Source organism: Peristeroidobacter soli (assembly GCF_004138485.1).
Classification (GTDB): domain Bacteria; phylum Pseudomonadota; class Gammaproteobacteria; order Steroidobacterales; family Steroidobacteraceae; genus Steroidobacter; species Steroidobacter soli.
In genome coordinates this window covers 1,181,551-1,199,884 of sequence record NZ_ML142848.1, presented here as the reverse complement: position 1 = coordinate 1,199,884, position 18,334 = coordinate 1,181,551, and the positions used below count along the sequence as shown (strand labels likewise).

Below are 18,334 nucleotides of genomic sequence, written 5' to 3'. Positions count from 1 at the left end.
GATCAATGACTGGTAGCGGGAGCGAGCACAGGCGCGTCGACCGGCTGCGTGTCGCGCACGGTGCGCCACACGTTGTAGGCCATGAGGAACATGCCGCTCAGGAACATCAGGCCACCGAGCAACCGGACGGCGTAGTACGGATAGGTCGCCTTGAGCGCTTCGACGAACGTGTAGGTCAACGTGCCGTCGGCGTTCACCGCGCGCCACATCAAGCCCTGCATCACGCCGGCGATCCACATCGATGTGACGTACAGCACGATGCCGATGGTGGCGATCCAGAAGTGCGCGTCCATGAGCTTGGAGCTCCACATCTGCTGCTTGCCGAACAGTCGCGGAATCATTTGATACATCGCCGCGATGCTGATGAAGGCGACCCAGCCGAGCGCGCCGGAGTGCACGTGACCGATGGTCCAATCGGTGTAGTGCGACAGCGCGTTCACGGTCTTGATGGACATCATCGGGCCTTCGAAGGTGGACATGCCGTAGAACGACAGCGACACCACCAGGAACTTCATGATGGGATCGGTACGCAGGCGATGCCACGCGCCCGACATGGTCATCAGACCGTTGATCATGCCGCCCCACGACGGCGCCAGCAGGATCAGCGAGAACACCATGCCCAGCGACTGCGCCCAGTCGGGCAGCGAGGTGTAGTGCAGGTGATGCGGGCCGGCCCACATGTAGATGGAGATCAGCGCCCAGAAGTGCACGATGGACAGCCGATAGGAATAAATCGGCTTGCCGACCTGCTTGGGCACGACGTAGTACATCATTCCGAGGAAGCCGGCGGTGAGGAAGAAGCCCACCGCGTTGTGGCCGTACCACCACTGCACCATCGCGTCGACGACGCCGGAATAAACGATGTACGACTTGGTGGGGGAGACCGGGATCGCGATGTTGTTGACGATGTGCAGGACCGCGATGGTGATGATGTACGCGGCGAAGAACCAGTTCGCGACGTAGATGTGTTTCACCTTGCGTTTGACGATGGTGCCGAAGAACACCACGCCGTACGACACCCACACGATCGCGATCAGCAGATCGATGGGCCATTCCAGCTCGGCGTATTCCTTGCTCTGAGTGATGCCCAGCGGCAGCGTGATGGCCGCGGCGACGATCACCGCTTGCCAGCCCCAGAACGTGAACGACGCGAGCCGGTCGCAGAACAGTCGCGCATGGCAGGTCCGCTGCACGATGTAGTACGAGGTGGCGAACAGCGCGCTGCCACCGAACGCGAAGATCACGGCGTTCGTATGCAACGGACGCAGGCGGCTGTAGGTGAGCCAGGGAATGTCGAAGTTCAACGCCGGCCACAGCAGCTGAGCGGCGATGAACGCGCCCACTGCCATGCCGACGATGCCCCAAACGACGGTCATGATCGCGAACTGGCGAACGACCTTGTCGTTGTAAGTGGCGCGCGCCTCGGTGTCCGCGACGGGTATCGCGGCGCTGGCGGGCAAAACATTCGCGGACATTAAGGAGCCTCGTTACGGTGTTTGTGTCGGCGTAACAAAGGTACCTTGCAGCACTTTTTTTCTAATTACGGAGAGCCCGAGAGAGACTGCGCACCAGCCCTGAGTGGGATGCCTGATAAAGGCTGCGAATTCCGACTGGTTCTCATTTCGACGCCCGGGCAACGTCGAACGCGATCATGCCCTTCGCGTCCTGCGAAGCGCGTAGCTAAGGGATTGCCTGATCGGGCGATCAGATGACCTTGGAGAAGTGCGTGCTCGCGGCGCGCGGCAGATACGCGTCGAAGACCATGGCGATGGTGCGCAGGAGCGCGCGGCCGCGTTCGGTCACATTGATGGTATCGGCATCGCTGGTAATCAGCCCGTCTTCGGCCAGTGCACTCAGCGCGACCCGCTCGCCGGCAAAATAGCTGCTGAAATCGAGCGCGTAGCGCGCTTCGATCTCACGCAGGGGCAGCTCTCCCTTGCACATGAGTCGCTGAATGATTTCACGGCGCAATACATCGTCGACGCTCAGCGCGATGCCTCGATCCACCGGCAGCCGGCCCTGATCGAGCGCGGCGTAGTAGCCGGACAGATCCTTGCGATTCTGCGAATAAGAGTTGCCGACCGCGCCGATCGAGCTGACGCCCAGTCCGATCAGATCGCAATCGCCATGAGTCGAATATCCCTGGAAGTTACGATGCAGGCTGCCGTCGCGCATGGCGCGCGCCAGGTCGTCGTCGGGCAGGGCGAAGTGATCCATGCCGATGTAGACGTAGCCTGCGTCCGTCAGCCGCTCGACGGTGAGCTCGAGCAACTGCATGCGCGTTTCCGAGTCGGGCAGCTGCCCGGCATGGATCGCCCGCTGCGCCTTGAACAGGCGAGGCATGTGAGCGTAGCCGTAAGCGGCGATGCGATCCGGGCGCATCCCGATCACCGTATCGAGCGTCTGGCCGAAGCTCTGGACCGTTTGCAGGGGCAGGCCGTAAATGAGATCGAAGCTCACCGAACGGTAGTTCAGCGCGCGGGCCTGAGCCATGCATTCGGCAATTTGCTCAGGACTTTGCTCGCGATTGACCGCTTGTTGCACTCGGGGATCGAAGTCCTGAACGCCGAGACTGAGCCGGTTGAATCCCAAGCCTGCGAGCGCGGGCAGGGTGTTCGCGTCGAGCGTGCGGGGATCGATCTCGATGGAGAATTCGCGGCGCTCGGAGCGATCGATGCTGAAATGGTTGCCCAGATGATCGAACACGCCGCCGAGCTGAGCCATCGTCAGATAGGTGGGCGTACCGCCGCCGAAGTGCATCTGACGCACATTCCGCCGCCGCTCGAACAACGCGCCTTGCAGTTCGATCTCACGACGCAACCGTTGCAGGTACTGTTCAGCATGCGCCGGATTGCGGGTGACGATTTTGTTACAGCCACAGTAGAAACAAGGCTTGGCACAAAACGGCACGTGCACGTAGATCGACAGCGGCCGCGGCGCGCCGGCGTTACTCAGGAACGCGACGCGCCGGTAACTCTGCTCATCGAACCCGGAATGAAACTGAACCGCCGTCGGATAGGACGTGTAACGCGGTCCGTGGCTGTCATAACGACGAATCAGTGCAGCGTCCAGTTTCATTCGCGGACCTACGCTGTGCGCGTCAGAAGCGACGGCCGATGGACAGGCCGAAAGCCAATGGGTCGACCTCGACGGTGCCGAGGCTGGCGCCGTTCGCCTTGGCGTCGGTGTCGATGTCGAACCAGCGCGCGTCGGCATTCACGAACCAGTTCGAGCCGATATCCACATCCAGGCCGACCTGGGCCGCGAGACCCCAGGAAGGATCCAGCTCCAGCTTGACGCCGTTCAGCGCGCCCCGGGTCTTCTCGTCGAAGAACAGGGTGTAGTTCAGGCCCGTGCCCACATAGGGACGCCACGCGCCGTTGGGATTGAGGTGATATTGCAGGCTGACGGTGGGCGGCAGGTACTTGGTCTTGGCCACCCGGGAACCGCCGTTCAGATTGATGTCGGACTCGAACGGCAGGGCCGCGAGCACCTCGACACCCCAGTTGGGCGCGAGCATATAGGTTGCATTGAAGGTCAGCTGGGCAGCGGCGTCGACGTTGACCAGATCGTGATTGTCCGATTTGGGACGCACGTTGTGGACACCCACGCGCCAGATCCAATCGCCGGCCTCCTGGGCCTGGGTGGGGAGCGCGGTGGTCAGGGTCAATGCGGAAAGAATTGCAGCAGCGAGTCTCATGGCACACACCTTGTCGTCATTCAGGCCGAACCTTCGGCCGATTCATTCGTTTTGTCTGGCGGTATTTATAAGAGGCGGGCCGGGCGTGCGCGCTCCGGAGGTCCACGCAAGGTCTGCGGGGTAGTCCGGGGATGCTGGCAGGGTGTAATCCTTGCCGGCAGTTCGCAGCAATTCTTTCGACAACCGGGCAGCGATTCGTCAAATGCGCCCGGACGCTTGCATCGAATAGAAAAAATCCCAATATAAAGGTCGGCGACTGCCAGCGGGGGCGGAGACAACAATGCAGACCTCTCGAGAGCGGCCTATGACTGCGTATCGCGTGGCGGACAGTGCGCCACCCGGTCCCGCGCGGCATGATTCCTCCGCTCAACCCACCCCGCCGGCGCAAGCGCTCTCCCTCGAAGGCCGCATGCTACGTGCACTGCTACATGCATTCGGCGATCCGCCGGTTCAGATTGCACTTTGGAATGGCGAGCGCGTGGGCGCCGACGAGCCGGTGGCGACGCTGCATGTTCCGAATCGATCCACGTTGGTGCGTCTGTGCAGGGATCCCGATCTGCAGTTCGGCGAGCTGTACAGCTCCGGCCAGTTGCCGATCGAAGGCGATCTCGGCCGGCTCATCGAAGTGTTGTATCAAGGCGGGGCTCATCCGGGCCGCAATTCCATCTCGGCCCTGCGACGCGTCGGGCAATGGTTGCACCGCCGGCCGTCCAATACGTTGCATGGCTCGCGCGAGAATATTCATCATCACTACGACATCGGTAACGAGTTCTATTCCCTGTGGCTGGGCTCGACCATGGCGTACACCTGCGCGTACTTCCCGACGCCCGACGCGACGCTGGATGAAGCGCAGAACGCCAAGATGGAGCATGTGTGCCGCAAGTTACAGCTGCGCCCGGGGATGACGGTCGTCGAAGCCGGTTGTGGCTGGGGCGGGCTCGCGTTGTATATGGCGCGTCACCACGGCGTGAAAGTCCGGGCGTTCAATATCTCGCGCGAGCAGATCGCATTTGCGCGCGAACGGGCCAAGGCTCAGGGACTGGAGAGCCATGTCGAGTTCGTCGAAGACGACTATAGAAACATTCGTGGCGCGTACGACGCATTCGTCTCGGTCGGCATGCTGGAGCACGTCGGCGTCGAGAACTACCCCGGGCTGGGCGAGGTCATTCGCGGCTGTCTGAAGACCGAAGGGCTGGGGCTGATTCATACCATCGGTCGCAATCGCTGGAAGCCCATGCATCGCTGGATCGACCGGCGCATCTTCCCGGGCGCCAATCCGCCGTCGCTGAAACAGATGATGGATATCTTCGAGGACTCCGGTTTCTCGGTGCTGGATGTGGAGAACATTCGCCTGCATTACGCCAGGACGTTGGATTGGTGGTGGCGGTTGTATGAAGAGTCGCGCGATAAAGTGGCCAGGATGTTCGACGAGAACTTCGTGAGAATGTGGCGCCTGTATCTGGCCGGTTCGCGTGCCGCGTTCATCACCGGTGAGATGCAGCTGTTTCAGGTGGTGTTCTCGGCCGGCACCAACAACAAGATTCCCATGACGCGCGAGCACCTGTATCACCCATGAGTGCGGATACTTGTGATGTGCTGATCGTCGGCGGCGGCCCGGCCGGATCCACGTGCGCACGGGCGCTGAGGAAGGCCGGGCTCGATGTGCTCATCATGGACAAGAGCACATTCCCGCGGGACAAGGTGTGCGCGGGGTGGATTACGCCGCAGGTCGTGCAGGAGCTGGACCTCGATGTCGACGACTATCGGCAGGGGCGTGTTTTGCAGCCCATCGATTCATTCATCACTGGGATGGGCGAGCAAGCCAATGCGTCCGTGAGCTACGGCAAGATCGTCAGCTACGGCATCCGGCGTTGTGAGTTCGATCATTATTTGTTGGAGCGTAGTGGTGCGCGCTTGCGCATGGGCGAGGCGTGGAAGTCGATGGAGCGGCAGGGCGATCGCTGGCTCGTGAACGGTGAGATTGCCGCTTCGTTGGTGATCGGAGCTGGCGGTCATTTTTGTCCGGTGGCGCGCTTTCTTGGCGCGCACCTGGGCAAGGAAGAGCGGGCCATCAGTGCACAAGAGATCGAGTTCGAATTGAATGACTCGCAGGCGGCTCGATGTGCGGTGACTGGCGAGCGGCCGGAGCTGTATTTCTGCGATGACCTGAAGGGGTATGGCTGGTGTTTCCGGAAGGGCAACTATCTGAACGTCGGCTTGGGTCGCGAAGGCAATCATCGGCTCGCTGAGCACGTGCAGACGTTTGCTCGCTCGCTGGCTGAGCAGGGGCGCATTCCGGCGGACTTGCCGGGCAAGTTCAAAGGGCACGCCTATTTGTTATACGCGCACGGCAATCGGCCTGTGATGGACGATGGCGTGATGATCATTGGCGATGCCGCCGGCCTTGCGTATACCCAGAGCGGCGAGGGCATTCGGCCGGCGATCGAGTCGGGATTGATGGCGGCCGCTAACGCGGTCGCCGCTGATCGCGACTATCGTCGCGAGCGGCTGTCACCTTACGAAGCCGCCCTTCGTGCCCGCTTCGGCGAGCGGGGCGAAGCGCCCGCGCTGGCGATGCTGCCCTCGAAATTGCGCCTCGGCCTGGCTCGCGCGCTGATGCAAACGCAGTGGTTTGCACGCAATGTCGTGCTCGACCGCTGGTTCCTGCACGCGCAGCTGCCGGCCCTGAACCGATAGGCGCTGCCGGGCCGAAGGCCCGATGCGGCGGTCGGGGCAGGTGCCGGACCGCTGCGCAGGATCATCAAGTCGTGTACGTGGTCTATGCCGCGCGGGCTCTCACTTCACCTTCCACTGCCAGTTCCGAACCTCCGGCATATCCTCTCCGTGCCGGCAGATGTATTCGCGATGCTCGATCAGCTTGTCGCGCAGTCGCTGGCGTAAGTGGCCGGCTTGAGCGCCCAGGCTCGGGACCAGGTCGATGGCGGCTTCGGCGAGATGGAAGCGGTCGAGGTCGTTCAGCACCGTCATATCGAACGGCGTGGTCGTCGTGCCTTCTTCCTTGTAGCCGCGCACGTGCAGGTTGTCGTGGCCCTTGCGGCGATAGGTGAGGCGGTGGATCAGCCAGGGATAGCCGTGGAAGGCGAACAGGATGGGCTTGTCCGTCGTGAACATGGCGTCGAACTCCTTGTCGCTCATGCCGTGCGGATGCTCGCGCTCCGGCTGGAGCGTCATGATGTCGACGACGTTCACGAAACGAATCTTCAGCGACGGCACCCACTCACGCAGCAGCGACACCGCGGCCAATGTTTCCAGCGTCGGCACATCGCCGGCGCAGGCCATCACGATATCGGGCGAGCTGTCCTGATCGTTGCTGGCCCAATCCCAGATGCCGGCACCGGCGCTGCAATGTTTGATGGCCGCGTCCATCGACAGCCATTGATACTGCGGCTGCTTGCCGCACACGACGACGTTTACGTAGTTGCGACTGCGCAGACAATGGTCCGTCACGCTCAACAGGGTGTTGGCGTCGGGCGGCAGGTACACGCGCACCACCTCGGGCTTCTTGTTCACCACATGATCGATGAAGCCCGGGTCCTGATGGCTGAAGCCGTTGTGGTCCTGGCGCCAGACATGCGATGTCAACAAATAATTCAACGAAGCAATGGGGCGGCGCCAGGCAATGTCGTTACAGGTCTTGAGCCACTTGGCGTGCTGATTGAACATCGAATCGACGATGTGCACGAACGCTTCGTAGCAACTGAAGAAGCCGTGCCGGCCCGTCAACAGATACCCCTCCAGCCAGCCCTGGCATTGATGCTCGCTGAGCATCTCCATGACGCGGCCATCCATCGCGACACTGGTGTCCGTGGGCAGAATCTCCGCGGCCAGCATGCGCGAGGTGACTTGCAGCACATCGCCCCAGCGATTCGACGTGAACTCGTCCGGCGAGAACAGCCGGAAGTTCTTCGAATCCATATTCATCTTCATCACGTCGCGTAGGAACGTGCCCTGGACGCGCGTGGCTTCAGCGGTGCGCGCGCCTGGCGAGGGCAGTTCGACGGCGTACTCGCGGAAATCGGGCAGACGCAGCTCGCGAAGCAACAGACCGCCGTTCGTGTGCGGGTTGTCGCCCATGCGGCGCTTGCCGACCGGCGCGAGCTCACGCAGTTGCGGCTGTAACTTGCCTTCTGCGGTAAACAACTCTTCGGGCTTGTAACTGCGCAGCCATTGTTCGAGCAGCTTCAAGTGATCGGGCTTTTCCGCCAGCTGCGCGAGCGGCACTTGATGCGAGCGCCAGCTGTTCTCCACTGGCACGCCGTCCACTGCTTCGGGACCGGTCCAGCCTTTCGGCGTGCGCATGATGAGCATCGGCCAGCGCGGACGCTGACGGAAACCGTTCTGGCGCGCGTCCGCCTGAATCTCGCGAATGCGCTCGATCATGCGGTCCAGGGTCTTCGCCATGGCGAGGTGGGTTGCCGCCGGCGTGTCGGCTTGTTCGAGCACGAACGGCTCGTAGCCGTAACCGCTCATCAGCTGCAGCAGCTCTTCGTGCGGGATGCGGGAGAGCACCGTCGGGCTGGCGATCTTGTAACCATTCAAATGCAGAATGGGCAGCACCGCGCCATCGCGCACGGGATTCACAAACTTGTTCGAGTGCCAGCTGGTGGCGAGCGGGCCGGTCTCGGCCTCGCCGTCGCCGACCACGCAGGTCACGATGAGATCGGGATTGTCGAGTACCGCGCCGGTGGCATGCGACAGCGCGTAGCCGAGCTCGCCGCCTTCGTGGATCGAGCCCGGGGTTTCCGGCGCGACATGACTGGGAATGCCGCCGGGAAACGAAAACTGTTTGAACAGCTTGCGCATCCCGTCCTTGTCTTCGGAAATATTCGGGTAGTACTCGCTGTACGTGCCTTCGAGATAGACATTCGCGACCAGCGCCGGCCCGCCGTGGCCCGGGCCCGCCACATACAGCATGTCCAGGTCATACTTGCGTATGACACGGTTCAGATGCGCGTAGATGAAGTTGAGCCCCGGGGTCGTGCCCCAGTGGCCCAGCAGGCGCGGCTTGACGTCCGACAACTGCAGTGGCTGCTCGAGCAGCGGGTTGTCCATCAGATAGATCTGACCGACCGCGAGATAGTTCGCGGCCCGCCAGTAGGCGTCCAGCCGTGTCAGATATTCAGGACTGAGCGTGGGATCTTCGCGCGTGGCAACTGACATGGTGACTCCTCGAGCACAGCATAGCTGATCGTCAGCCATTGCCCAGAGTTTCACCATTCAGGGTGAGGTGCATCTTCACCAGATGCGCCACCGAGCGCGCCTGCATTTTTTCCATGACATTGGCGCGGTGAATTTCGACGGTGCGCTCGCTCAGGCCGAGGTCGATGGCGATCACTTTGTTGGCGCGGCCATCGACGACCAGCGCCATCACTTCGCGCTCGCGCGGGGTGAGCGATTCGCTGCGGCGTTTGAGGTCGGCGTGACGCTCGACGGTCTCGCGATTCTCGGCGTCCTGTTTCAGTGCGCCGTTGATGCGATCGAGCAGGTCCTGGTCACGGAACGGCTTCTGTAGAAAATCGAATGCGCCATCTTTCATGGCCTGCACGGCCATCGGAATGTCGCCGTGCCCGGTCATGAGGATCACCGGCAGCATCGAGCCGCTGCGGTTGAGCTGCTGCTGGACCTCCAGCCCGCTCATTTCCGGCATGCGCACGTCGAGCACCAGACAGCCCGGCTGATTCGGATCCAGCTTCTGCAGGAATTCCGCGGGCCGCTCGAAGCTGACGGCGTTGTAACCCACCGTCGACATGAGCACGCTCAAGGCGCGACGCATGCCGTCGTCGTCGTCGACGATGTAAACCGTGGGCTTTTTGCGAACGGGCGTTTTGTTGGCGGTCATACGCTAGGAGATCGACACTGGTATCCGGAACCAGAATTTAGCGCCACCGCCCTCGACATCGTCGCAGCCGATCGCGCCTTCGTGTGCTTCAACGATAGCGCGGCTCGACGCCAGGCCCAAGCCCGTACCCTGATCCTTGGTGGTGAAAAACGGTCGAAACAATTGCGCGCGAGCCTCGGTCGTCAGGCCCACGCCGTTGTCGATGACGGCCGTCGTCACGGCGTAGCGGTCGCCGGTGACTTCGATGCGCACGCGGGCCGGCTGTTGAGCGGGACGGCGCGCTTCGAGCGAGTTCTGTACCAGTGTGTAGAGCACGTGCTGAATGCGCAGGCGGTCGACCGAGACCGCGGGCAGCGACGGGTCGATGACGATTTCCAGACGCACGCCCGCCCGGCTGGCGAGCAGCTCCAGCACCGGCATCAGCTCGGCGATCACGTCGGACATGGCGCAATTGACGCGGGCCACGGCGTGATCATTGAACAACTTACGGATGCGACGGATGCCCTGACCGGCATTGAGCGCTTCGTTACTGATGTGACGCAGGACATCCAGCGCCTGCGCCGTCATCGGCTCGGGCCGCGACAGCATGCGCTCGGCAGCCTGCGCGAACGTGGCAATGGCGCCGATGGGCTGATTCAGCTCGTGCGCGAAGCCGCTGGCCATTTCTTCCAGCGCCGAGGTGCGGGCAATCTGCATCAATTGCTCCAGCAGCCGGGACGTCGCCGGCCCGCCGGACGGGTCGCCGTCAGCGGCCATGACTGCCTCGCCGGGCGGGGGCGGAACGGAGACGGGGCGGGATTGCCATGATTCCGGGAGTTTCATATGGGTCGCAGACTGCCCGCAACCCCTGCCCGGCACACCCGCGACTTCCACGGAAGCGACTACGCCCGTCCCTTAGAGCTTGGGCGTCGTGGTTGGCATCGATGTCCTACGGGCGTGAAAAGCGGCATAATTTTCAGTCTGTGAAGAGCCAGACATGATGGACCAGCTCAACGATATCACTCAGCACCTGTTGCGCTCTTCGCCCGACGCGTTGATCGTGGTCGATGCCAACGGCCGTATCCGTTTCGCCAACGAGACGGTCACCGAGCTGTTCGGCTATGCGCTCGAACAGTTGTTGGACAAGCCGCTGGAGACGCTGATCCCCGAGCGCCTGCGCGGCAAGCATGTCAGTCATCTGACCGCGTACTTGAGCAAGCCCGGCAATCGCGAGATGGGCGCTCGTATCGCGGATTTGTATGCCCGTCGCGCCGATGGCAGCGAGTTCGCAGCCGGTATCCGGCTGGCGCCGTTCAAAATCGGTGAGCGGCTGTTCGTCGCCGCCGCGATCCGCGACAACACGGAACGGCAGCAGATCAATGAAGCATTGATTGCCGCGCGCGAAGAGGCGGATCGGGCCAATCGCGCCAAGAGTCGCTTCCTGGCGACCGCCAGTCATGACCTGCGCCAGCCCATTCAAACCATTCGCTTGCTGAACGCGGCCATGCTCAAGATCTCGCGACCCGATCTGCGCGAGCTGTTACAGCAGCAGGAGCGGGCGATCGAAGGCATGACCCGGATGCTGAACGCGTTGCTCGACATCAGCCGCCTGGAGTCGGGCGCGATCGAGCCGCAGCTCGCCGATGTGCCGCTCACCGACACGCTTCATCAGCTCAACACCGAGTTCGAGTCGGTGGCGCAGGCGCGGGGCATCGCGTTTCGCGTCGAGCCGGCGTCCCTGGTGGTCTCGACCGATCGCACCCTGTTCTATCAGCTGCTGCAGAACCTGGTCGGCAATGCGTTGAAATACACCGATCAGGGCGAGGTCAAGGTCAGCTGCGTGACCGGCTCCGCCGCGCTGACGATTACTGTGAGCGACACCGGCATCGGCATTCCGGCCGACAAGCTGGATCGGATCTTCGATGAGTACTATCAGGTCGACACGCAAGGTGCGAAGCGCATGGGCGTGGGGCTCGGCCTGGCGATCGTCAAGGAAGTCGCGCGACTGTTGGGGTTCAATGTGAGCATCCGCTCGCGAGTCGGCGAGGGCACGCAGGCGGTCATCAGCATCCCAAATCAGTATCTGACCGCAATCGCCGCGGGAGCGGATTCGACGGCCGCTGTGGAACCCGCCGGCGGCGCGACGCGTCGATCCCGAGTCCTGCTCGTCGAGGACAACGATGGCGTGCGCCTGGCGACCGAGCTGTTCCTTCGTTTCGAAGGCTTTCATGTCGAGAGCGCGCCGTCGGCCGCCGAGGCCGAGGTGCTGTTCGGGAAGTTCCAGCGCGGCGATGTGATTGTCGCGGACTACCATCTCGACGGTCGCAACACCGGGCTGGAGTTGCTGACCCGCCTGCGCCAGCGTCTGGGCTACGACGTGCCCGGTGTCGTGCTCAGCGGCGATCTGCCGTCGGTGCTGCGCTCGTTGCGCACGCCGGTGCCGAATTGTCGGTTTCTGAGTAAGCCGGTCGACACCTCGGCATTGCTCGACGCGATCGATGAGCTCTCCAGCGGCGCTGGTACCGATCGCCGCAGCATGACCGGCGGCGCTGTCTGAAAGCGCCGGGCTTCTCCGGAGCGGTTACGCGGTTGTCCCGATACCGGGCGACACACTGCGATTCGAGACTGATCCCGAGGGCCCGCATGTGACCAATTACATCAAGCAGATTCTAGCGATCGTCGACCCCACCGCGACCGAACACCCGGCCGTGGACAAAGCCGCGTTGCTCGCGGAGAAGTTCAATGCGCGACTGGAGCTGTTCGCCTGCGATACCAAGGCGGCGCGTGAGATGCGATTGTCGTCACACGTGCGCGACAACCCGGGCGCGCCATTGCCGATCAATTTCAAAAGTGAGCTGGAGGCCTTGGCCACGCCGCTGCGTGCCCGCGGTCTGGATGTCACGACTGAAACCGCTTGTGCCGATCCGCTGCACGTCGGATTGATCGATCGCATTCGACACACGAATGCCGATCTGGTGGTCAAGGACACGCATCATCATTCGCTCGCTCAGCGAACGTTTCTGACCAATACGGATTGGCAGCTGATTCGCGGCTGCCCCGTGCCGCTGCTGTTGACCAAAGGTGGCAAATGGGCCGAGGTGCCGCGCATCGTGGCGGCGGTCGATCCCGGTCATGTCAATGACAAGCCGGAAATGCTCGATCACTGGATCGTAGAGCACGCGTCGTTGGTCGCGCAGCGATTGAACGGCGAGCTGCACGTACTGCATGTTTATTTGCCGATGGCCATCATCGGCGCGGCGACGGCGGTGAACCCGCCGATGGTGGCCGCGGCGACGCCGGAAGAGCTGGCGCTCGAGGAAAAGAATCGTCGCGAGCTGGTGACTGCGCTGGTCAGCGATTACAACGTCGCGCCCAAGAACATTCATCTCGAGCTGGGCGGTCCGGCTCAAGTGCTGCCGCTGGCGGCGGCGCGGATCAATGCGGACGTGATGACGATGGGCGCGATCGCACGCAGCGGCCTCAAGCGGATTTTCATCGGCAGCACCGCCGAGGATGTGCTCGAGAAGTTGCCGTGCGACGCGTTGATCTTGAAGCCGCCGAAATTCGGCGAGCACGTCGCGCTCTGAGCGAGCGCGACCGTAGATCGATTTACGGAACCCGGCGAACCAGCGCGCCGGCTGCCGAATAGCCGCCGCCGAACGCGATCAGCAACGCGTATTCACCCGGCTCGAGCTTGTGGGCGTAACGATGCAACGTGATCGCCACGCTCGCGCAGCCGGTGTTGCCCAGCTCGCCAATCGTCAGCGCCACTCGTTGCGGCTGCAGGCCAAGGTCGTTGGCCACGCTATCGATGATGCGTTTGTTTGCCTGGTGTGGAATGACCAGCCGGACATCGCCCACCGTGAGCTTGTTGCGTTCGAGGAGCAGCCGCGCCATGCCGGCCATTTCCCGGCACGCGTGCACGAAAATATCCTTGCCATGATGCATGACCAAGCCGCCGTCCCTCGGCACCATGGTGATGCCGAACGGGCCTTTGCCGCGATCGGCGAGGCCGACGGTGTGTGTGTCCAGAACTTCCAGCTGCAGCTTGCCCGGCGTGTCGCCCAGGATCAGGGCGGCCGCGCCGTCGCCCCATAAGTGACCGGATTTCTCGTCGCCATCGGAGGAGTAGAGGCTGTTGTGCTCCGAGGCCACGATCAGCGCCTTGCGCGAGCGGCCGGAGACGAAGTAGGCCGATGCCATGTCGATGGCGTCGATGAAAGACGAGCAGGCCGTGGACAAATACATGGCACGCGCATTGGCGAGCGAGAACTCGCGCTGTAACACGTGGGCGATGGTGCCGATGGTGTCCCACGGGGTGTAGGAAGCGCCGATGATGAGGTCGACGTCGTCGAGCGTCGCGTCGCCCGTGCGCAGCAGATGCTTGACGGCCGCGATCGCCATCGAATTGGCGTTCTCGCCTTCACCCGCGCGGCGGCGTTGACGAATGCCCGTCAATTGCTCGAACCACGGCGAGGCCCGGCCGGTCAGCCGCGCGAAGTAGTCGTTGTCAACGACCCGTTCCGGCAAGTACTCACCCGAGGCATGAATGAACATCGGTCGTCTCTGGACTGTCAAAGCGAAGCAATCTCAGTAAGCAATAGTAACGGGGGTCGCGCCTCCGGCGGCCTCGCGGGGGCGGCGCGATTATACCTGCGGAAGCTCCGATTACCCGAGTTCCCAGGTCTCGGCAAATTGGCCACTGGTCGAAATGCTCCGGTGAAGGAAGCCGGGGCATTGGATGAGTGACAACTAGGTCGTGGAAGTACGGGAGCGGGCGGAGCGGATTTCATCCGTGAACAGCTGCCCGTAGCGTGCCAGTTTCGCCTGACCCACCCCGGGGATATTGGCAAATTCTGCCAGGGTGGCCGGCGCCCGGCGCACCATCTCACGCAAGGTGGCGTCGTGGAATATGACGTAGGGCGGTACGCCGCTCTGGTCCGCCAGCTTCTTCCGCAGGGCCCGCAACTTATCGAACAGCGGCTGATCGGCGACGTGCAGGTCGTCGGCGCCGCCGGACGCATCCGACTTGCGCCGTGACGCCGCTGGTGCGTCGGCGATATACACCTTGCGTTCCCCGCGCAGGACTTCCCAGCTGACCGCGTTGAGCGATAGCACCGAATAGCCGTCCTGCGTCTCCTGGACCAGCCCTTGATGGAGCAGGGCGCGCGCCACGCCGCGCCACGTGTCGACGCTGTGCTGCTTGCCGATGCCGTAGACGCTGAGCTGCGCATGTCCATTGTCGATCAGGCGCTGAGATTGGCTGCCGCGCAGGATGTCGATCAAATAAGCGGCACCGAAGCGTTCGCGCCGCTGCGCGAGCCGCGCGATGCACGACAGAAACTGTTGGGCTTCGATCGTGCGGTCCTGCTGCTGGCGCGGGTTGCGGCAGTTGTCGCAGTTTCCGCACGAATCGGGAAGCACTTCGCCGAAGTATCGAAGCTGGATTCCGCGCCGGCACTCGGTCGACTCGGCGTAGTTGAGCACCTGGCGCAGTTGCTGGCGGGCGAGGCGTTGCTCGTCCTCGAGCGGTTCGCCGGTCTCGGGATCCACCTTTTGCTGGATCAGGAACTCGGCGGTACGAATGTCGGCGGCGCTGAAATACAGAATACATTCGGCCGGATCGCCGTCGCGTCCGGCGCGGCCCGATTCCTGATAATAACTTTCCAGCGTGCGCGGCAGGTCGTAGTGAATCACCCAGCGCACGTCGGGCTTGTTGATGCCCATGCCGAAAGCGATGGTCGCAACCATCACGCGCGCGTCGTCGCGGATGAAAGCTTCCTGATTGAGACGGCGTTGCTCGGCATCCAGGCCGGCGTGATAGGGCAGGGCGTCGATGCCGTCCGATTGCAACTGCAACGCGAGCTCGTCGACGCGCTTGCGCGACTGGCAATACACGATGCCCGCGCTGTCTTCGCGCGCTCGCGCCAGCAACTCGTCGTAGGTGCGCTTGTTCTTCGGCCGCACGCCGTAATACAGATTCGGGCGATTGAAGCTCGCGACATGAACCGCCGGATCGTGCAGCGCCAGCTGATTGATGATGTCCTGACGGACGCGCGGTGTCGCGGTAGCGGTGAATGCAAACAACGGAACATTCTCGTAGCGTCGCCGGAGCGCGGCGAGCTGTCGATATTCCGGACGAAAATCGTGGCCCCATTCGGACACGCAATGGGCCTCGTCGACCACGAACGCGGTGATGCCGCGGCCCGCGTCCAGCCGCGCGAGCACGCCATCGAAGAAGCCCGGCTGTAACAAACGCTCGGGCGCGAGATACAGCAGTTTGTATTCGCCTTGAGCCGCGCCGCGCAGGCGTGCGCTCACTTCGCTCGATTCGAGGCTGGAGTTGATGTACGTCGCCGAAATGCCGTTGTCCTGGAGCAGCCGGACCTGGTCCTGCATCAGTGCGATCAACGGCGAGATCACCAATGTGATGCCAGGCTGCAGAACCGCGGGCAATTGGAAGCACAGCGACTTGCCGCCGCCGGTGGGCATGATGGCCAGCAGATCGCGACCGGCCAGCGCATCGCGCACGATGGCTTCCTGGCCGGGGCGGAACGAGCTGAATCCAAAGCGACTCTTGAGCGCGGCGGCGAGGTCGGCGCCGTCGGCGGGGGCATTGCGGGTCATGGAAACGGGAGCGGCTGTCACCCCGGCATCATCGCATCCTCGTTCCGGCTTTGGCACACGATGTGAGGCCGCCGTTCCACAATTCTTTGCCCACCCGGCTGCGGGCCTCGATGGTACGCTCGCGAGCCAATACCAATAACTCGCGATAAACGGGGGCGTCGTGACCGAACAGCAGAGGAATGCGCGTTTCGCACTGACGGTACTGTTCGGCATCAACCTGATGAATTTTTTCGATCGGCAGATCGCCGGCGCGCTGGGCGAGCCGATCCGGATCGAATTCGGGCTGAACGATACGCAGCTCGGCCTGGTCGCCACGGTATTTACGCTCGTGTATGCGGCCGTGGGCGTGCCGCTGGGGCGGCTCACTGACAACTGGCTGCGGACCCGCTTGATCGCAATCGGTGTGACGTTCTGGAGCGTGCTTACCGCCGCGTCAGGATTGGCGTGGAACTACACATCCTTTTTGCTCACGCGCATCGGCGTAGGGATCGGCGAGGCGAGCTGCGCGCCGGCGGGTCAATCGTTGATCGGCGATTTGTATCCACCCGAGCGTCGCGCGCGCGCAATGGCGATCTTCATGCTCGGTCTGCCGTTCGGATTGTTCGCGGCTTATATGCTGGCGGGATACATCGGCGAGCACTGGGGATGGCGCACGGCCTTTTTCGTGGCGTGCTTGCCTGGCTTGATCCTCGCAGGCCTCGCGCTCTTGATTCGAGAGCCACCGCGCGGTGCCATCGAGCAGCGTACTTCGCTGGCGCTGCCGGGTTCGCCCTTTCGCAGTGTGCTGCGGATCAAGACGATGTGGTGGATTGTGCTGTCCGGGTTGCTGTTCAACTTCAACAGCTACGCGGTGAATGTGTTTCAGACGCCGTTCCTGCAACGGTTCCATGAGCTCGGTTTGCAGGATGCGAACACCATCTCGGCCGTGTCGTTGGGGCTCACGGGCGCGATCGGTTTGTTGGCGGGGGGCTGGCTCGGCGATCGGTTGCGTGTGACGAGGTCGAATGGTCGCACGCTGGTCGCGGCGTTCGCGTTGTTGCTCGCGGCGCCGTGTGTGTTCACGGCGCTTCAGCAGCCTAAGGGCGGCGTGATCGTGTTCACGATTCTGATGGGCACGTCGAGCGCGCTGTCGTTCGCGTATTACTCGACCGTGTATAGCGCGATTCAAGATGTGGTCGCGCCCAATCTGCGCGGCACGGCGGTGTCGTTGTACTTCTTTGCGATGTACGTATTAGGTGCGAGCTTCGGCTCGACCATCATGGGCGCGCTGAGCGATCACTTCGCGCATCAAGCGATGCTGACCGCCGGCGCGACGGAAATGGAAGCACAATTCCGCGCGGCGGGTCTGCACAGCGCGATGTATGTAATCCCGGTGCTGATGCTGTTGTGCTCGGGATCGCTGTTCGGCGCATCGCGGACCATTGCGGCGGACATGCACGCAATGACTACGCAGACGAGATGATGAGATGGGTTTGAAAGGGGATTAATGGGGACATGGATGCACCCCGCCGCCATCGGCGGCGGCGAGCGACAAAAAGTCACGCCTTTTTGTCAGCTCGCATGCGGGTCGTGGCAGGGCTCGGCGGTGACTTTCAGCGAAGCATGCTTCGCTCCGCCGAGCGGGTGTATATGGGATGTACACCCTGGGCTTACGCGGAGCAGGGACTGCGCAGCGTAATGCCCGATCCCGCATTTAATCAGCGCGTGCCGGTGAGGCTTTCCATCATCAAGCCCGTGCCACCCTTGGACACGTGCGCGACGATGGCGGTACGGCGATGAATCTTGGTGACGACGCCGAGATTGATGGCGAACGCGAGGTGCACTGTCGCACCTTTTTTCAATCCCAGATTCTCGGTCTCGATGAACACGCCGTTCGCGCTCAAATTGCGTGCGCGGCACAGCTTGCCGGGGCGTCCGGGGACGGAAACGTAGACGGCGGTTCTCGCTCTATGACGTGTATGGAGACGTCGCTCCATGCTCAACTCCCCGATGCGATCTTTGCGCGATCATTATGCCGCGCTCGATGACGCGTGATAAGCCCGTTGATGAGGTGTTATGTAGACTCATCGGCGATTTGGGACGGCACAATGTCGCCTGCACAATATCCACCCTCGTTCTACTGATGTATTCCCCTAGGTCAAACAGCATGGTGTCCCCGCTGACGCTTG

The 18,334-nt window shown here is 62.6% G+C and carries 14 protein-coding genes; 5 read left to right on the top strand and 9 right to left on the bottom strand.

The features are described 5' to 3' along the window. Window positions 1-2: 2 nt before the first annotated feature. From ccoN to EKO19_RS04960, 3 genes are all read right to left on the bottom strand, one after another. On the bottom strand, window positions 3-1,475 hold the full coding sequence (ccoN, locus tag EKO19_RS04970) for a cytochrome-c oxidase, cbb3-type subunit I (protein ID WP_129775265.1): 1,473 nt from the start codon (window positions 1,473-1,475) through the stop codon (window positions 3-5). A gap of 229 nt (window positions 1,476-1,704) precedes the next feature. Continuing rightward, the gene (gene hemN / locus EKO19_RS04965; RefSeq protein WP_129775264.1) at window positions 1,705-3,078 is read right to left on the bottom strand and encodes an oxygen-independent coproporphyrinogen III oxidase; all 1,374 of its coding nucleotides are present in this window, start codon (window positions 3,076-3,078) and stop codon (window positions 1,705-1,707) included. A 22-nt stretch (window positions 3,079-3,100) separates the two neighbouring features. After that, window positions 3,101-3,700, bottom strand: coding sequence for an OmpW/AlkL family protein (locus EKO19_RS04960; protein ID WP_129775263.1), 600 nt, complete (start codon window positions 3,698-3,700; stop codon window positions 3,101-3,103). A gap of 304 nt (window positions 3,701-4,004) precedes the next feature. On the opposite strand from EKO19_RS04960, the gene EKO19_RS04955 reads away from it, so the two are divergent. Together EKO19_RS04955 and EKO19_RS04950 are read left to right on the top strand one after the other, a co-directional pair. Then, a complete protein-coding gene (locus tag EKO19_RS04955; protein ID WP_157995120.1) occupies window positions 4,005-5,276 on the top strand; it encodes an SAM-dependent methyltransferase in 1,272 nt (423 codons plus the stop codon). Then, the gene (locus EKO19_RS04950; protein WP_129775261.1) at window positions 5,273-6,397 is read left to right on the top strand and encodes an NAD(P)/FAD-dependent oxidoreductase; all 1,125 of its coding nucleotides are present in this window, start codon (window positions 5,273-5,275) and stop codon (window positions 6,395-6,397) included. The genes EKO19_RS04955 and EKO19_RS04950 overlap by 4 nt, the downstream gene beginning before the upstream one ends. Window positions 6,398-6,496: 99 nt before the next feature. Here EKO19_RS04950 and EKO19_RS04945 read toward each other — a convergent pair whose 3' ends face one another. The 3 genes from EKO19_RS04945 to EKO19_RS04935 are packed head-to-tail and all read right to left on the bottom strand — an operon-like array spanning window position 6,497 to window position 10,316. Continuing rightward, window positions 6,497-8,881, bottom strand: coding sequence for a phosphoketolase family protein (locus EKO19_RS04945; RefSeq protein WP_129775260.1), 2,385 nt, complete (start codon window positions 8,879-8,881; stop codon window positions 6,497-6,499). A 31-nt stretch (window positions 8,882-8,912) separates the two neighbouring features. Further along, window positions 8,913-9,560 carry a response regulator transcription factor gene (locus EKO19_RS04940; RefSeq protein WP_129775259.1) on the bottom strand — a complete coding sequence of 216 codons (648 nt, stop codon included), beginning with the start codon at window positions 9,558-9,560 and terminating at the stop codon, window positions 8,913-8,915. 3 nt (window positions 9,561-9,563) lie between these two features. Then, window positions 9,564-10,316 carry a sensor histidine kinase gene (locus tag EKO19_RS04935; RefSeq protein WP_175596956.1) on the bottom strand — a complete coding sequence of 251 codons (753 nt, stop codon included), beginning with the start codon at window positions 10,314-10,316 and terminating at the stop codon, window positions 9,564-9,566. Window positions 10,317-10,536: 220 nt separating this feature from the next. Between EKO19_RS04935 and EKO19_RS04930 the strand changes: the two genes are divergently transcribed. Together EKO19_RS04930 and EKO19_RS04925 are read left to right on the top strand one after the other, a co-directional pair. Further along, window positions 10,537-12,096, top strand: coding sequence for a hybrid sensor histidine kinase/response regulator (locus EKO19_RS04930; RefSeq protein WP_129775257.1), 1,560 nt, complete (start codon window positions 10,537-10,539; stop codon window positions 12,094-12,096). Window positions 12,097-12,184: 88 nt separating this feature from the next. After that, the gene (locus EKO19_RS04925) at window positions 12,185-13,126 is read left to right on the top strand and encodes a universal stress protein (RefSeq protein ID WP_129775256.1); all 942 of its coding nucleotides are present in this window, start codon (window positions 12,185-12,187) and stop codon (window positions 13,124-13,126) included. Between the two features lie 22 nt (window positions 13,127-13,148). On the opposite strand, the gene EKO19_RS04920 is transcribed toward EKO19_RS04925, so the two are convergent. Together EKO19_RS04920 and recQ are read right to left on the bottom strand one after the other, a co-directional pair. Next, entirely contained in the window at window positions 13,149-14,096 is a 948-nt protein-coding gene (locus tag EKO19_RS04920; RefSeq protein ID WP_129775255.1) for a 3-oxoacyl-ACP synthase III family protein, read from the bottom strand. A gap of 195 nt (window positions 14,097-14,291) precedes the next feature. Then, on the bottom strand, window positions 14,292-16,187 hold the full coding sequence (gene recQ, locus EKO19_RS04915; RefSeq protein ID WP_246038829.1) for a DNA helicase RecQ: 1,896 nt from the start codon (window positions 16,185-16,187) through the stop codon (window positions 14,292-14,294). A gap of 139 nt (window positions 16,188-16,326) precedes the next feature. Between recQ and EKO19_RS04910 the strand changes: the two genes are divergently transcribed. Next, complete coding sequence (locus EKO19_RS04910) at window positions 16,327-17,628, top strand: spinster family MFS transporter (RefSeq protein WP_217705119.1); 1,302 nt, start codon at window positions 16,327-16,329, stop codon at window positions 17,626-17,628. A 235-nt stretch (window positions 17,629-17,863) separates the two neighbouring features. On the opposite strand, the gene EKO19_RS04905 is transcribed toward EKO19_RS04910, so the two are convergent. Continuing rightward, a complete protein-coding gene (locus tag EKO19_RS04905) occupies window positions 17,864-18,142 on the bottom strand; it encodes a PilZ domain-containing protein (RefSeq protein ID WP_116808918.1) in 279 nt (92 codons plus the stop codon). Between the last annotated feature and the right edge of the window lie 192 nt (window positions 18,143-18,334).

Excerpts from the sequence above, each read along its gene's own strand:
- ccoN (WP_129775265.1), bottom strand. The coding sequence starts at position 1,475 with ATGTCCGCGAATGTTTTGCCCGCCAGCGCCGCGATACCCGTCGCGGAC.
- EKO19_RS04955 (WP_157995120.1), top strand. The coding sequence starts at position 4,005 with ATGACTGCGTATCGCGTGGCGGACAGTGCGCCACCCGGTCCCGCGCGG.
- EKO19_RS04945 (WP_129775260.1), bottom strand. The coding sequence starts at position 8,881 with ATGTCAGTTGCCACGCGCGAAGATCCCACGCTCAGTCCTGAATATCTG.
- EKO19_RS04960 (WP_129775263.1), bottom strand. The coding sequence starts at position 3,700 with ATGAGACTCGCTGCTGCAATTCTTTCCGCATTGACCCTGACCACCGCG.
- hemN (WP_129775264.1), bottom strand. The coding sequence starts at position 3,078 with ATGAAACTGGACGCTGCACTGATTCGTCGTTATGACAGCCACGGACCG.
- EKO19_RS04930 (WP_129775257.1), top strand. The coding sequence starts at position 10,537 with ATGATGGACCAGCTCAACGATATCACTCAGCACCTGTTGCGCTCTTCG.
- EKO19_RS04940 (WP_129775259.1), bottom strand. The coding sequence starts at position 9,560 with ATGACCGCCAACAAAACGCCCGTTCGCAAAAAGCCCACGGTTTACATC.
- EKO19_RS04950 (WP_129775261.1), top strand. The coding sequence starts at position 5,273 with ATGAGTGCGGATACTTGTGATGTGCTGATCGTCGGCGGCGGCCCGGCC.
- EKO19_RS04905 (WP_116808918.1), bottom strand. The coding sequence starts at position 18,142 with ATGGAGCGACGTCTCCATACACGTCATAGAGCGAGAACCGCCGTCTAC.
- EKO19_RS04920 (WP_129775255.1), bottom strand. The coding sequence starts at position 14,096 with ATGTTCATTCATGCCTCGGGTGAGTACTTGCCGGAACGGGTCGTTGAC.
- EKO19_RS04935 (WP_175596956.1), bottom strand. The coding sequence starts at position 10,316 with ATGGCCGCTGACGGCGACCCGTCCGGCGGGCCGGCGACGTCCCGGCTG.